We start from the raw sequence: 13,087 nt of genomic DNA, 5'->3' as shown, positions 1-13,087 counted from the left end.
GTCGAGTTCTTTTAGGGTGAAAGGCTCATCAGGCATCGACATGACAACGGCTCCGTGCGGGAAAGTGACGGAGTGAGTTAACGCGGGAATCAAAGGTTGCGCACCTGTCAGGTCTGACAGGTGCGCGGTGGTATCCGACGGACGGTCACTGACACGGCTGTCCCGAGTGAGAGCAGGCTCGCTGCCACAGGGGGGGCGTTGCTCCAGTTGAATCCGCATTCATCCCTTCACGGCTGATACGGAATCACCTTGTCCTTGTCCATTTCCACCAGCAACTGATCGAGCATCTGCCGCTTGTTCTCAACCCCGGGAATCGGCACGTACCAGGTCATGACGCTCCAGCCTTCGCGCGAATAGTTGTAAGTCTTGAGCAGTTCGCCATCCTTGAAGACGGAGCCGCGCAGGTTGTCCTGATAGTGGTAAGGCATGGGAAAGGTGAACAGGGTGAAGACGTTTACCAGCGCCAGCCAGTTGACCTTGCCGTCGTGCGGCTCGGTGATCAACAAGCTGTAGCCGTTGCGGCTGTAGCCACCGTCGAGCATGGAAAACGCGCCGGTTTTTTTCAGGACACTGATGGTCTCGCGTTGGTGCTGCTCGTCGATTCGGCTGTAGGCCGGGCCGAGACCGAGTGTGACCGGGACATAGGTTTTGCTGGCCTGATAATCGAGCGGTTGTAAAGTATTGGCGCAGCCCCCCAGCATCAGCAGGACGACAAGCAGAACGGCAGGCTTGATGAAACCAGGGTTCACTGCGCAACCCCCGAGGCCGGAATCAGATGATCACGCTGGACGTCCTGGGCAAACGCGCGGGCGATGCGGTTCAGGTTCTGGCCGGCCAGTTCGCCCCCCTGATCCAGCAGCCAGGTGTATTTCTGCGTGGTGTTGCGATAGTTGTATTGCTTCAGACGCTTGTCGCCTTGATAGACGGAAAACTCGGCCTCTGTGTTGTATTCCTTGGATAGCGGCAACATGAACAGCGTGGCGCAACTGAGCAACACCAGCGGAAACGGCGGAAACTCACGTTGCATGTCCAGTTTGACCTGAACGCTGTACTCGTCACCTTTGGCAGTACCGGTCTGAATGTCGCGGAACACGCCGGTCTGGCGCAGATAGTTGCGCAGGGTCGACGAATTCATCGGGTCATCGACCATGACGTGGATTGGCGCGAGATAATCCTGGCCGTCCGCAAGGGTGCGTTCAGGCAAGGTGTTGGTGGCCGTGCAGCCGGTGAGAAGGGCAGCGGTGGTGAGGGCGATGATTTTTTTCATGGTTTGACGTCCACGGCCACACCTGGAATGAGGCCGGTAAAGATGTAGGGTACGGCGCTTTTCAGGTCGAGGTTGAGCGGTTGCAACGTTGGCATCCCGGGCGCCAGACGTTGAGCAACGACAGCATCACGGGCGCTCTGATTGCTCCAGCGGAACGCGCAGAAACCCGCGCTCAGGCAAAACGAGCGAAATTCACCGATGTAATACGCCTTGCCGGGCTCGAGCCGCATCGGCAGGTTGAATTTCTCGCGGGCCTCGGCTGAGCTGAACACCGTGCCAAGGCCTGGCTGGTAGCGTGCCGAGAAAAACTGAAAATCATAAAACTCGTAATCACCCGGTTTGAGCGGCAGCACAAACACGCTCGCCGCACCGGCACCGTCCTGAATATCCTGCGGCGTCGAGTAGGCACCGGCCATTTTCCAGACGCCGGCGGCGCCATATTCGGAACCGCGCTTGCGGAAAAAGATGCGCTGATTATCGGCGGCGGACTGCTTGAGTGACTGCGGCCCGATCGAGCCGACGAGGTAGCTGACGGGTTCGTTGGCTTTGGGTTGCAGGGGTTCGCTCACCCACGAGGCACTTTCCGTAATACAGCCGCTGAGCGCTACGGCGAGCACAGCCGCTGCGCCGAGTTTGAATAACTGGAACATGTACATCCCTGAATCTGCGTGTGTTGATTGACGGCAAACAGGAAGAACAATTGATGCCTTCCTGGCTTGGCGTTTTTGGCGGGTGCGCAGGATAAGGGAGGTGATGGCATTTGGCTAGCCATCATGTGTGTACGGCGTACCCCATGTAGGAGTGAGCCTGTTCGCGATTGGGAACGATCAGTTGAAATCAGAGCGACTGACACTCCGCTATCGCGAGCAGGCTCACTCCTACAGATAACCGCGTTCTGTCAGAAGCCAAAAGGGTATTGAACGACCACATAAATCCGGTCAATGTCATCGCCGGCCTGCGCCTCATTGGCCCGGTGTGAAACATGCGAGACCTGCACCGACAGATCCTTCGCCGCACCCGATTGCACGATGTATTTCAGATCGATATCCCGTTCCCAGTGCTTGCCACCGTCACCTTGCTGCGGCTGGTAACTGCCGCTGTCGGGGTCGAACGGGTTGTACGCTCCGCCCCGGGGCGCGTGGGTGCCGTCGATGTGGCTACCGCTGACGTAGCGGGTCATGAAGTTCAGGCCGGGGATGCCGAAGGCGCCAAGGTCGAGGTCGTAGCGCGCCTGCCAGGAGCGTTCGTTGGCGCCGTTGAAATCGGCATATTTGATCGAGTTGGCGAGATAGATCGAGTCGCCACCGACGAAATCGAACGGTGTGTCGCCATTGATCTTCTGCCAGCCGAGCATCACCGCGTGCGCGCCGAAGGTGTATTTGCCGGAGAGGCTGAACGCGGTGTTGTCGATGGCACCGGCCAGCGCGCGACCGCTGTCGCGGGTGTGGTAAAGGTTGGCGTCGAGCAGCACGCCGGACTGCTTGAAGTGCAGGTTGCCGTAGTACTGATGCCAAGTGTCGCTCAGGTCCGAGGCATACAGCGCGCCGCCCAAAGGGCTGTCGGTGAACAGATCGGCGCCGAGAAAACTGATCCCGCCGGCCTCGGTATTGGCGCCATAACCGTAGAAATCGCCCTTGCCGGAGGAGCTGTCCTGATTCTTGAACGCGGTGAAATGACCGGCGACCAGATTGACGTTATCGAACTCGGCGCTGTTGAGCAGAAAACCTGTGGCGTATTCCGGTTGCAGGCGTTTGTCGGCGGTGTCGAACACCGGGGTTTCGACGGTCATTTCACCGAAGGCGAGGGTGGTGCGCGAGGCTTTCAACTTGAGTGCACCGCCCGCGCTGGAATAGTCGTTTTCGCTGCGACCACCGCTGTCGACCGGCAGCAGCCCAGTCCCGGAATGGCCCTTGCCACCGTCGAGTTTTAGCCCGGCGAAGGCGTGGGCATCGATGCCGAAACCGACCGTGCCGGGGGTGAAACCGGATGAGAAGGTGCCGATAAAGCCTTGAGCCCATTCCTGTTTATAGTTTTTGCCGGACGCTGAGGGCGAGCGGTAGTCGTTGCTCAGGTAGAAGTTGCGGCTGAGCACTTCGCTTTTGGCATCGTCGAAGAAACCGCTGGCGTGGGCGGTGGTGGTCAGACCGCAGAGCAGCGTAAGCAGGGTGAAGCGCGAGGGAGCGCGGTCGATCATGGTCAGGGCCAGCGGCAATGAAGATGGCCGGGATGATCGCGCGATTGCAGGAAAGGCGATTGAGTGGATGTGCTGAATTGCTGGGGCTGTCAGGTCAAGAGGTTGTGATAGCGCTGACGCCATTGCTGGCAAGCCAGCTCCCACAGGGATTCAGGCTGTGCTCACAGGTGGTGACCACACACAAAGCCTTGTAGAAGTGAGCCTGCTCGCGATGGCGGTGTATCAGGCAAATATATTCACACTGACACACCGCCATCGCGAGCAGGCTCACTCCTACAGGATTTTGCGTTCAACACGGAGTGTGTGATTAGACCTGAACCCTGTGGGAGCTGGCTTGCCAGCGATAGCGGTGTGTCAGGCAACATTTCTGTTGGCTGACACACGCGTTACGCCAGCGGCGGCGTGCGTGGCGGGATCTGGCGTTTGCTGCCGGTCGATTCAAACGCGGCGGCAAAGCGCAACAGGTTCGAATCATCGTAGGCGCGGCCAGCGAAAGTCAGGCCGACCGGCATGCCGATGTCGGCCATCACGCCCATCGGCACGGTGACGGTCGGCACGCCGAGGTGGCGGATCGCGAGGTTGCCGTTGGCCACCCAGACGCCGTTGCTCCAGGCGATGTCGGCCGATGCCGGATTGACGTCAGCGTCCGCCGGGCCGACGTCAGCGACCGTCGGAAACAGCACGGCGTCGAGGCCCAGCTTATCCATCCAGTCTTCGAGGTCGATGCGCCGGGTCTGTTCGAGGCCGCGCAGACCGTCGGGCACGGTGGGGATTTCATTCCACGGGGTGATGCCGCGCTCGGCCATGCGCACGTATTCGTCCATGCCGGCAGCCAGATCACCTTCACGGTTGGGCAAAGTACCGGGGTCGTGCGGGAAGATTTTCGGCCCGTCGACGTCGACCAGACGATTGAGTTTAGGGTCACCGTTGGCCTGCAGGAAGTCGTCGAACGCCCAGGCGGTCAGGTCCCACAGTTCATGGTGCAGGAACTCTTTGGAGACCAGCCCTCGGGTGAACACGGTCGGCGCGCCGGGGCGGTCGCCTTCGCAGTTGGAGACCAGCGGGAAATCGGTTTCGATGACTTCGGCACCGGCGGCTTCAAGGGCCTGACGCGCCTGCTGCCACAAATCGATCACCGAGGCGCGGGTGTTGATGCGCTGGCCGGTCGGGCCACCGATGCCAGGGGCTTCGCTGGTGCCGGCTTCAGGGTCGGCATTGATGAACATGCGCGGCACGGCGAAACGCTTGCCGGCCAGTGCTTTGGCGTCAGCGGCCAGATCAGCGTAAGCGGCGGGGCGCACCTCGCTGACGCGCGGGATCGGCACCCACGGTTGCAGACGCCACAAATCGCCGCGGGTGTCCGGATCTTCGGCCACGACGATGTCGAGGACTTCGAGCAGGTCAGCCATGGTGCGCGCATAAGGCACGACCACATCCATGGTCGGCGTCAACGGCCAGTTGCCGCGCACCGAGATCACCCCGCGCGACGGCGTGTAGGCGCACAAACCATTGTTGGACGCCGGGCCACGCCCGCTCGACCAGGTTTCTTCCGCCAGACCGAACGCGGCGAAACTGGCGGCAGTGGCAGTGCCGGCACCGTTCGACGAGCCGGAGGCAAACGGTGCAGTGAGGTAGTTGGCGTTGTAAGGGCTTTCGGCGCGACCGTAGACGCCACGTTGCATGCCGCCGTTGGCCATCGGCGGCATGTTGGTCTTGCCCAGGCAAATCGCCCCGGCGGCGCGCAGACGCTCGATGGTGAAGGCATCGCGATAAGCGATCAGATCGGCGAAGGCCGGGCTGCCGGAGGCGGCGGTCAGGCCCTTGACCAGATAGCTGTCTTTGGCGGTGTAGGGAATGCCATCGAGCGGGCCGAGGGTTTCACCTTCGGCACGGCGGGCATCGGAGGCGCGAGCTTCGTTCAGCGCTTCAGGGTTGCGTACGACCACGGCATTCAGCGCGGTGGGGGTGTTGGCGCCATCGTAAGCATCGATGCGGGCCAGATAGGCCTGCACCAGTTCAACTGCGGTGGTCTGCCCGGATTCCAGCGCGGCGCGCAGTTGGGCAATGGAAACTTCAGTGACTTCGATCATGCGCTCACCGCCATTTGCGGTTGGCCAGGGTTGTTCTTGGAATAGGTGTTCATAGCGGTTCTCGTTGCACGGCTTTACGCGACAAGGTTAAGACTGGCGCCTATTTAACACCAAGCGGCGTGCGGAGTAATCGGCGGGATTGACTCTTGCCTGTTTTCAACCCGACTGACGCCATCGCGAGCAGGCTCACTCCTACAGGGAAACGGGAAACGCATTCCAAATGCAGGAGTGAGCCTGCTCGCGATAGCGGTAGTCCGGCCACCAGATTCCTTCAGACGATCACAGCACGCCGTACTCCCGCGCCGTCCGATCCACCGCAATCCGCGTCTTGTCGATCAACTCATCCAGCTCCATGCGCGTGGCCACCAGCGCCGGCGCCATGATCATCCGCCCCAATGTCGACCGAATGATCAACCCCTCTTCAAAACCAATCGTGCGGCAACGCCAGGCAATATCGTTTTCATTGGCAAAGCGTTTGCGGCTGGCCTTGTCTTCAGCAAACTGCAACGCCGCGACCAGCCCAACCCCTTGAATCTCACCCACCAACGGGTGATTGCCAAACACTTCGCGCAGGCAATTCTGCAGATACGGGCCAGTGTCGGTTTTCACCTGTGTCACCACACCCTCATCGCGCAACGCCTTGAGGTTGGCAATCGCCACGGCCGCCGCCACCGGGTGCCCGGAATAAGTCAGGCCGTGGGCAAACACGCCACCTTTTTCCACCAGCGCCTCGGCCATGCGCCGCGACAGGATCAACCCGCCCATCGGGATGTAACCCGAGGTCAGGCCCTTGGCGATCGACAGTGTGTCGGGCTCGAAACCAAACGCCTGATGGGCGAACCATTCACCGGTGCGACCGAAACCGCCAATCACTTCGTCCGCACACAGCAGCACATCGTACTGACGGCAGATGCGCTGGATCTCCGGCCAGTACGTCGCCGGTGGAATAATCATGCCGCCGGCGCCCTGGAACGGTTCGGCGACGAACGCGGCGACCTTGTCGGCGCCCAGTTCGAGAATCTTGTCTTCCAGTTGCCGCGCCGCTTGCAGGCCGAATGCTTCCGGGCTGAGGTTGCCTTCATGGGCGAACCAGTACGGCTCATCGATGTGCGCGACATCGGGAATGGTGCCGCCCATTTCATGCATGAACTTCATTCCGCCCAACGCCGTCGCGGCGAGGGTCGAGCCGTGGTAGCCGTTCCAGCGGCCGATCATGATTTTCTTTTCGGGTTTGCCCATCACCTGCCAGAACTTGCGCACGGTGCGGATCAGCACTTCGTTGGCTTCGGACCCGGAGTTGGTGTAAATCGCGTGGCTGTAGTGCTTGGGCAGCAGGCTGAACAGCAGCTCGGACAGCTCGATCACCGCCGGGTGAGTGGTGTGGAAGAACATGTTGTAGTAGGGCAGTTGTTCCAGCTGCGCGGTCGCGGCGGCGGCGAGATCCTTGCGTCCGTAGCCGAGGTTGGTGCACCACAGGCCGGACATGCCGTCCAGGTAACGCTTGCCATCGTTGTCCCACAATGCCAGCCGATCACCGTTGACCATCACCCGCGGGCCTTCTTCGTTGAGGGCCTTCTGATCAACGAACGCATGGATGTGGTGAGCGGCGTCAGAGGCTTGGTAATCGCGGGTACTGCGAGTCGAATCGAATTCAGCGGACATGTCGGTCTCCAGGGAAAAGGGCCAGTAAGTGCGTTCGTTGCAGCCCCGCACGGATAAAGTTTTGTCACCTAAAAATATTTTTGTAAAGAAAATATTTGTCGGTGAAAAAAGATATCCGTAGGCTGAAAGCCATTGGCAAGGATCATCAGAGGCAACATGAGCGGACTCAGAGAGCGGCAGAAGGAACAGCGCCGGCAGGTGATTGCCGAGGCGGCGCTCGAGTTGTTCAAGCGCAACGGCTTTGCGGCCACCACGCTGGACCAGATCGCCGTACAAGCGGGGGTTTCCGCACCGACCGTGGTGAATTATTTCGGCGGCAAGCAGGAAATTCTGCTGGCACTGCTCAAGCAACCCGATGAGCAAGCCATGCGCGAGGCACGGGCGAATCTGGACGAAGACAGCGATCCGCTGGAAGCGTTGTGCGAGTTCGAAGGGTTGATGACCGATTACCAGCTACAGGCGATGCCGGCTTCGTTGTGGCGCGAGTTGGCGCCGTTTCTGTTGACCGGTGAATTGGCCGAGGCGATGAGTCCGTGGAATGCGGCCGTGATCGAAGAAACAAAAGCGCTGCTTCTGCATTTTCAGCAGGTGGGGCAAGTGCGCGAATCGATCGATATCGACGTGGTAGCGACGCTGTTCAACCAGTACGCAAACATGGCGTTTATTCGGCTGGCGACACAGGAAAATCCGGACCGCACCGCGCACGCCCTGCACATGCGCGGGGTTTTGAACCTGTTGTGTCACGGCATGCTGGAGCGCTGATCGGTTCGATCAAAACCGCCATGTCACGCCGCCCCCAACAATATGCAGCGCGCTATTGGGATAACTGCCCGACAGCGTCTGCCCATTGCGCTTGGTCTGTTGCACATCCATGTCGCCCAGCCAGACCAGCGTGTAATTGAGGTTGAGGTCGGTGTCTTCGGCCAGTTTGTAGCTAAGCCCGGTCGCCAAGCGCCAGGTCTCGTTCATCGGGTTGTCGACGGTGCGATCCTTGTTCTTCACGGCAGAACTGTCGTAGCCCACGCCCATGTTCCAGCGCAGTGTCGGGTTGATCTGGTTTTGCGCGCCGATCGACAGGTGCCAGGTGTCTTGGTATTTACGATCGACCGAACGCGACACGTCGCCGGCGGCGCTGTCCACCGCCACGCCGATGTCGGCAAAGTCGCTCCAGTCCTGCCAGTTCACCGAACTCAACAGTGTCCACTGTTCGTTCAACTGATGGGCAATGCTCAGGGTCGCGGTCTGCGGGATGTTCATGTCGATTTCCAGTTCGTCGACATCCAGCCTCGACAGCGCGAAATTGAGCAGCGGATTGCGCACGCCGTGCACGGAAGGTGAGTCCTTGAACTCCAGTTTGACTTTGCTGGTGTAGGCCAGACCGACGGTGGTGCGCTCGTTCACCTGATAGCGAAGACCGAGGTTGATCCCGGTGCCGATGTCGGTGTCCTTGTACTGCAACTTGCCATCCTCCTGAAACGGCGTGCCCGGCAGGAACGCGTTGTTGTCGATGGCCATTTTTGTGTAGTAGTAGCCGTAGACCAGGCGCGGACCGATACCCATCGAAAGGTCATCGGTGATCTTGTAGGCGAAGGTTGGCTGCATCGAAAGGCCGATCAGCGTCGATTCCTGACTGAAGTAGCGACCGGCCCAGTCATCGTCGTATTTCACGCTCAGACCGAAATTGCCATACAGGCCGAAGCCGACACTGGCGCGATCGTTGATTTCATGGCTGATAAAGAAACTGGTGCCCGGCAGGAGCGGCAGCGGGTTGCCACCCTCGTTACCGGAAAAATCGTTGTCGCTGTCACGATCAAAGCCAAGGCCGCCGAATATGGCCTGACCGGTCAGGCTGATTTGCGTGCCCTTGAGCGCTGCAATGCCGGCCGGGTTACTCATCAACACGCTCGGGTCTGTGGCCAACGCTGCCGATCCGGCATTGGCCAGCCCCGCACCTTCCTGACCGGCTTCATACAAATCAATACCGCCCGCCAGTGCCTGACCGCCAGTGCCTGCCAGCGCGAGAATGATCAATGAGTGCGTGGTTCTCATCCCGAATTCCTTATCAACGAAGATCAGCCTTCAGGTTTAGTCGCGATTTGGCATGCGCACCAGTCGGGACGATGTGGCGGATGTGAACTAGGCTCAGAGCGGTTCATCGATGGCCCATTCAGGAGCGCCGACATGGAAGACAAACCGCTGATGACGTTTCACAGTTCCAGAGCACTGCTGGACGTGCTGATACGTGCGGGCCTGATCACTATTCTGGTGCTGTTCTGCTACGACATTTTTCATCCGTTTCTCAATGTCATGCTGTGGGCGCTGATCCTCGCGATCACTCTGTATCCACTCAATCAGAAGCTCGGCGCCAGGTTTGGCAACCGCTACGGTTGGGCGGCGATCCTGCTGGTGCTGCTGGGATTGATGATTCTGATGGTGCCGCTCAGCCTGTTGGGGGCCTCCGTTGCCGATTCGGTGAAAGTGGGTATGCACACATTGGAAGCTGGCCAATTTGAAATCCCGCCGCCACCGGCCAGTGTCGAAAACTGGCCGCTGATCGGCGCGCCGGTTTACGGCATCTGGCAGCACGCTTCGCAGGATTTGAGCTGGGCTTTCAAGGAACTCGCGCCGCACCTGACCAATTGGGGCAAGGTGCTGCTGCATCAGGCCGCCGGTGTCGGTGCGGGCATTGTGGTGTTTGTGGTTGCCTTGATCGTGGCCGGTTTGATCATGACCCACGGTGACCGCGGGCACCGGACCGCGGTGGCCATCACCACGCGGATTTCCGGCCCGGTGCGCGGCCCGCAGATCGCCGAGCTGTGTACCTCGACCATTCGTGCCGTGGCGCAGGGGGTCGTCGGCATCGCCTTTATCCAGATGCTGCTGATCGGCGTGGCATTGGTGATCATGGGCATTCCCGCCGCCGGCATACTCGCTTTGATGGTGTTGCTGCTGGGCATCATGCAGTTGCCGGTGCTGCTGATTACGGTGCCTGTGGTGATCTACGTGTTTGCCCATGACGGTGTGAGTGCCGGCACGATCATTTTTACTGTGTGGATCATCATTGCCGGGCTTTCCGATAACGTACTCAAACCCCTGCTGCTCGGGCGCGGGGTGGCGGTGCCGATGCCAGTGGTGCTGATTGGTGCGCTCGGCGGCATGGTCACCAGCGGCATCATCGGCCTGTTCACCGGGCCGGTGATTCTCGCGGTCGGTTACGAACTGTTCATCGGTTGGGTGTATCAACCGGCCGATGTCACCCGGCTCGTGGATGACCCGAGCAAAGAAAATCTGTCGTGACATTTATCGGGGGGAGGGAATCTGACAACCGTTCATCGCTCGACTACGCTGCCTTACGTATCCCTCTCTGCTGCTGAGCATGCTCCACGCCAATATCCAGGACGTGTTCAACGAGTACGGCGTGCAGATCATGTCGCCGCACTATCTGGGCGATCCGCAGAACGAAAAGCGGGTGCCGCGGGAAAACTGGTACACGGCGCCGGCGCAAGCACCGCAGGATCCGTGACGGCCATTTATAGCGCTCAGGCTTTCGGCACCCAGGCTTGCATCTGCGACAGCATGCCTCGGCCGCCACGGCGCAACCCGGTGGCCAGCGTCAGCCACGACAGTTCGGTAACGATAACGTGTGCGGCAGGCACCAGCCGCACTTCACCGGCGGTGCCGCCGGCCGGGCCACCGTCGGGCATGAAGATCGTCAACCAGTCATCCACGCTTTCGACGATCAGGCACAGGCGAAAGCCTTCGCCCTCGGCAATCATGCCGACTTTCGAACCGTCCTCGTTTTCCAGCCCGGCAAACCGTGCGGTGGTGTCCTTGAACAACTGATAGCCCGGCAGATTACTGAGCAGTTTGTTTTCCGTGGCCTCCATCGCCCGCGCTGCTGCTGACGTACGCGCCAGCAGCCCGGCGAGGAAACACAGGACGATCAGCCCCAGCAACGTCGCCAGACTTACCAGCGTCACGCCCGCCACGTCGTAGCCTTTGAACATCGGCAACAACTTCTCCACCGGCCCGCGCAGCAGGTGGATGGCTTTTTCGAGCAGCACGACGATCAGCACCAGCGGCAGGATGAACAGCAGCCCGCCGATCACGGTGGTCTTGATGAACTTGAACATGACGGCTCCTTGAATGACGTGCGGTCGAATCCAAGGCTAGTTGATAAAGAAGCGTTGAGCGGTGCCGCGCCAGTGCTTCAGATAGCACAAACCCGGCCAGTGCCGGGTTTGTGTTTATGGCGTAACTTCACTCAATCCGCGGATGCTGCTGCGCCAGCTCCTTGCGCTTGGCTTCCAGTGCGGCGATTTCGGCGTCGATGTCTTCGATTTTCTGCTCGATGTTGTCGTGGTGTTCCTGCAGCAGTTCCTTGGCTTCTTCGAGGTCCGAGGCCGCCGGAGCGGCGCCACGCAACGGCTTGTTGGCGGTTTCCTTCATCGTCACGCCGGTGACCAGACCGACCACGGCGATGACCATCAGGTAATACGCCGGCATGTACAGATCGTTGGTGCTCTCGACCAGCCAGGCGACCACGGTCGGGGTCAGGCCGGCGATCAATACCGAGACGTTAAAAGCAGCCGCCAGTGCGCTGTAGCGAATGTGCGTGGGGAACATCGCCGGCAGGGTGGAGGCCATGACGCCGATGAAGAAGTTCAGCAGCACGGCCAGCATCAGCAGGCCGGCGAAGATCAAACCGATCTTGCCGCTGTTGATCAGCATGAACGCCGGGATTGCCAGAATGAACAAACCGATGCTGCCGACGACGATGAAAGGCTTGCGGCCAATCTTGTCACTGATAAAGCCAATCGCCGGCTGCACAAAAAGCATGCCGACCATGATCGCGATGATGATCAGCACGCCACGGTTTTCGCTGTAGTGCAGGTTGTGCGACAGGTAACTCGGCATGTAGGTGAGCAGCATGTAGTAGGTGACGTTGGTCACCGCCACCACGCCGATGCAGGTCATCAGGCTGCGCCAGTGTTTGGTCGCGACCTCCTTGAACGAGACTTTCGGGCCACCGGCGAGGCCTTCGCGATCGCCTTGCTCAAGCTTTTCCACGTGCTGCTGGAACGCCGGGGTTTCTTCCAAAGCGTGACGCAAGTAGAGGCCGATCATGCCCAGCGGCAAGGCGAGAAAGAACGGCAGACGCCAGCCCCATTCCTCGAACCTGGCTTCGCCCAGCGTGGTGGAGATCAGCACCACCACACCGGCGCCGAGGACGAAACCGGCAATCGAGCCGAAGTCCAGCCAACTGCCGAGGAAGCCGCGCTTGCGGTCCGGTGCGTATTCAGCGACGAAAATCGACGCGCCGGTGTATTCACCGCCCACCGAGAAGCCTTGGGCCATTTTCGCCAGCAACAGCAGGATCGGCGCCCAGATGCCGATCGAGGCATAGGACGGAATCAGGCCGATGGCGAAGGTGCTCAGCGACATGATCACAATGGTGGCGGCGAGGACTTTCTGTCGTCCGTACTTGTCGCCCAGAGCACCGAAGAACAAGCCGCCCAGCGGTCGGATCAGGAAGGGCACGGAAAACGTCGCCAGCGCGGCGATCATTTGCGTGCCGGGGTCGGCGCCGGGGAAGAACACTTTGCCGAGCACATAGGCGACGAAGCCGTAGACACCAAAGTCGAACCATTCCATGGCATTGCCCAGTGCGGCGGCGGTGATCGCCTTGCGCATCTTGGCATCGTCGACAATGGTGATGTCGTTCAGGCCGATCGGCTTGACGGTTTTCTTGCGTGATTTCATCCGGGTCTTCTCTTTGCTGATCCATCGTACAGCGTAGATGCCATTCTTTTGATGGCGCGTACTCTTTGGCTCAGATACATGAGGACACGAAATAATTCACTGCTCGGCGCT

At 60.0% G+C, this 13,087-nt stretch carries 13 protein-coding genes; 3 read left to right on the top strand and 10 right to left on the bottom strand.

Annotated features, from left to right (window positions below; translation table 11 throughout):
- The 7 genes from ACM6IV_RS27000 to ACM6IV_RS26970 all read right to left on the bottom strand — a co-directional run.
- On the bottom strand, positions 1-219 hold a 219-nt coding region (locus tag ACM6IV_RS27000), incomplete at its 3' end, for a hypothetical protein (RefSeq protein WP_414872405.1).
- Between the two features lie 8 nt (positions 220-227).
- Positions 228-749 (bottom strand): hypothetical protein, encoded by a 522-nt coding sequence (locus ACM6IV_RS26995; protein WP_414872404.1) that lies wholly within the window; start codon positions 747-749, stop codon positions 228-230.
- Complete coding sequence (locus ACM6IV_RS26990) at positions 746-1,267, bottom strand: hypothetical protein (RefSeq protein WP_414872403.1); 522 nt, start codon at positions 1,265-1,267, stop codon at positions 746-748. The genes ACM6IV_RS26995 and ACM6IV_RS26990 overlap by 4 nt, the downstream gene beginning before the upstream one ends.
- On the bottom strand, positions 1,264-1,917 hold the full coding sequence (locus ACM6IV_RS26985; RefSeq protein WP_414872402.1) for a hypothetical protein: 654 nt from the start codon (positions 1,915-1,917) through the stop codon (positions 1,264-1,266). The genes ACM6IV_RS26990 and ACM6IV_RS26985 overlap by 4 nt, the downstream gene beginning before the upstream one ends.
- A 248-nt stretch (positions 1,918-2,165) precedes the next feature.
- Positions 2,166-3,461 carry an OprD family porin gene (locus ACM6IV_RS26980; protein WP_414872401.1) on the bottom strand — a complete coding sequence of 432 codons (1,296 nt, stop codon included), beginning with the start codon at positions 3,459-3,461 and terminating at the stop codon, positions 2,166-2,168.
- 386 nt (positions 3,462-3,847) lie between these two features.
- The gene (locus ACM6IV_RS26975) at positions 3,848-5,551 is read right to left on the bottom strand and encodes an amidase (protein WP_414872400.1); all 1,704 of its coding nucleotides are present in this window, start codon (positions 5,549-5,551) and stop codon (positions 3,848-3,850) included.
- 279 nt (positions 5,552-5,830) lie between these two features.
- The gene (locus tag ACM6IV_RS26970; RefSeq protein ID WP_414872399.1) at positions 5,831-7,213 is read right to left on the bottom strand and encodes an aspartate aminotransferase family protein; all 1,383 of its coding nucleotides are present in this window, start codon (positions 7,211-7,213) and stop codon (positions 5,831-5,833) included.
- A gap of 156 nt (positions 7,214-7,369) precedes the next feature.
- Here ACM6IV_RS26970 and ACM6IV_RS26965 point away from each other — a divergent pair, with 156 nt between their 5' ends.
- Positions 7,370-7,975: a TetR/AcrR family transcriptional regulator gene (locus tag ACM6IV_RS26965; protein WP_414872398.1), complete on the top strand. Its 606-nt coding sequence runs from the start codon at positions 7,370-7,372 to the stop codon at positions 7,973-7,975.
- A gap of 9 nt (positions 7,976-7,984) precedes the next feature.
- Here the strand turns inward: ACM6IV_RS26965 and ACM6IV_RS26960 are convergent, their stop codons facing one another.
- Positions 7,985-9,262, bottom strand: coding sequence for an OmpP1/FadL family transporter (locus ACM6IV_RS26960; RefSeq protein ID WP_414872397.1), 1,278 nt, complete (start codon positions 9,260-9,262; stop codon positions 7,985-7,987).
- Between the two features lie 132 nt (positions 9,263-9,394).
- On the opposite strand from ACM6IV_RS26960, the gene ACM6IV_RS26955 reads away from it, so the two are divergent.
- Together ACM6IV_RS26955 and ACM6IV_RS26950 are read left to right on the top strand one after the other, a co-directional pair.
- Positions 9,395-10,510, top strand: a complete 1,116-nt coding sequence (locus tag ACM6IV_RS26955; RefSeq protein WP_414872396.1) for an AI-2E family transporter — start codon at positions 9,395-9,397, stop codon at positions 10,508-10,510.
- 79 nt (positions 10,511-10,589) lie between these two features.
- Positions 10,590-10,736 (top strand): hypothetical protein, encoded by a 147-nt coding sequence (locus ACM6IV_RS26950; protein ID WP_414872395.1) that lies wholly within the window; start codon positions 10,590-10,592, stop codon positions 10,734-10,736.
- Positions 10,737-10,752: 16 nt separating this feature from the next.
- Here ACM6IV_RS26950 and ACM6IV_RS26945 read toward each other — a convergent pair whose 3' ends face one another.
- Positions 10,753-11,346, bottom strand: coding sequence for a hypothetical protein (locus ACM6IV_RS26945; protein WP_414872394.1), 594 nt, complete (start codon positions 11,344-11,346; stop codon positions 10,753-10,755).
- Positions 11,347-11,473: 127 nt separating this feature from the next.
- Positions 11,474-12,976, bottom strand: coding sequence for a glycine betaine/L-proline transporter ProP (gene proP / locus ACM6IV_RS26940; RefSeq protein ID WP_414872393.1), 1,503 nt, complete (start codon positions 12,974-12,976; stop codon positions 11,474-11,476).
- Positions 12,977-13,087: the final 111 nt, after the last annotated feature.

This window comes from Pseudomonas sp. IT-347P, from assembly GCF_949768005.1.
Taxonomy (GTDB): domain Bacteria; phylum Pseudomonadota; class Gammaproteobacteria; order Pseudomonadales; family Pseudomonadaceae; genus Aquipseudomonas.
This window is presented reverse-complemented; position numbering and strand designations above follow the sequence as displayed.

Bases quoted from the DNA above. Each gene is read 5' to 3' on its own strand.
- ACM6IV_RS26990 (WP_414872403.1), bottom strand. From the start codon at position 1,267: ATGAAAAAAATCATCGCCCTCACCACCGCTGCCCTTCTCACCGGCTGC.
- ACM6IV_RS26985 (WP_414872402.1), bottom strand. From the start codon at position 1,917: ATGTTCCAGTTATTCAAACTCGGCGCAGCGGCTGTGCTCGCCGTAGCG.
- ACM6IV_RS26980 (WP_414872401.1), bottom strand. From the start codon at position 3,461: ATGATCGACCGCGCTCCCTCGCGCTTCACCCTGCTTACGCTGCTCTGC.
- ACM6IV_RS26975 (WP_414872400.1), bottom strand. From the start codon at position 5,551: ATGATCGAAGTCACTGAAGTTTCCATTGCCCAACTGCGCGCCGCGCTG.
- ACM6IV_RS26970 (WP_414872399.1), bottom strand. From the start codon at position 7,213: ATGTCCGCTGAATTCGATTCGACTCGCAGTACCCGCGATTACCAAGCC.
- ACM6IV_RS26965 (WP_414872398.1), top strand. From the start codon at position 7,370: ATGAGCGGACTCAGAGAGCGGCAGAAGGAACAGCGCCGGCAGGTGATT.
- ACM6IV_RS26960 (WP_414872397.1), bottom strand. From the start codon at position 9,262: ATGAGAACCACGCACTCATTGATCATTCTCGCGCTGGCAGGCACTGGC.
- ACM6IV_RS26955 (WP_414872396.1), top strand. From the start codon at position 9,395: ATGGAAGACAAACCGCTGATGACGTTTCACAGTTCCAGAGCACTGCTG.
- ACM6IV_RS26950 (WP_414872395.1), top strand. From the start codon at position 10,590: ATGCTCCACGCCAATATCCAGGACGTGTTCAACGAGTACGGCGTGCAG.
- ACM6IV_RS26945 (WP_414872394.1), bottom strand. From the start codon at position 11,346: ATGTTCAAGTTCATCAAGACCACCGTGATCGGCGGGCTGCTGTTCATC.
- proP (WP_414872393.1), bottom strand. From the start codon at position 12,976: ATGAAATCACGCAAGAAAACCGTCAAGCCGATCGGCCTGAACGACATC.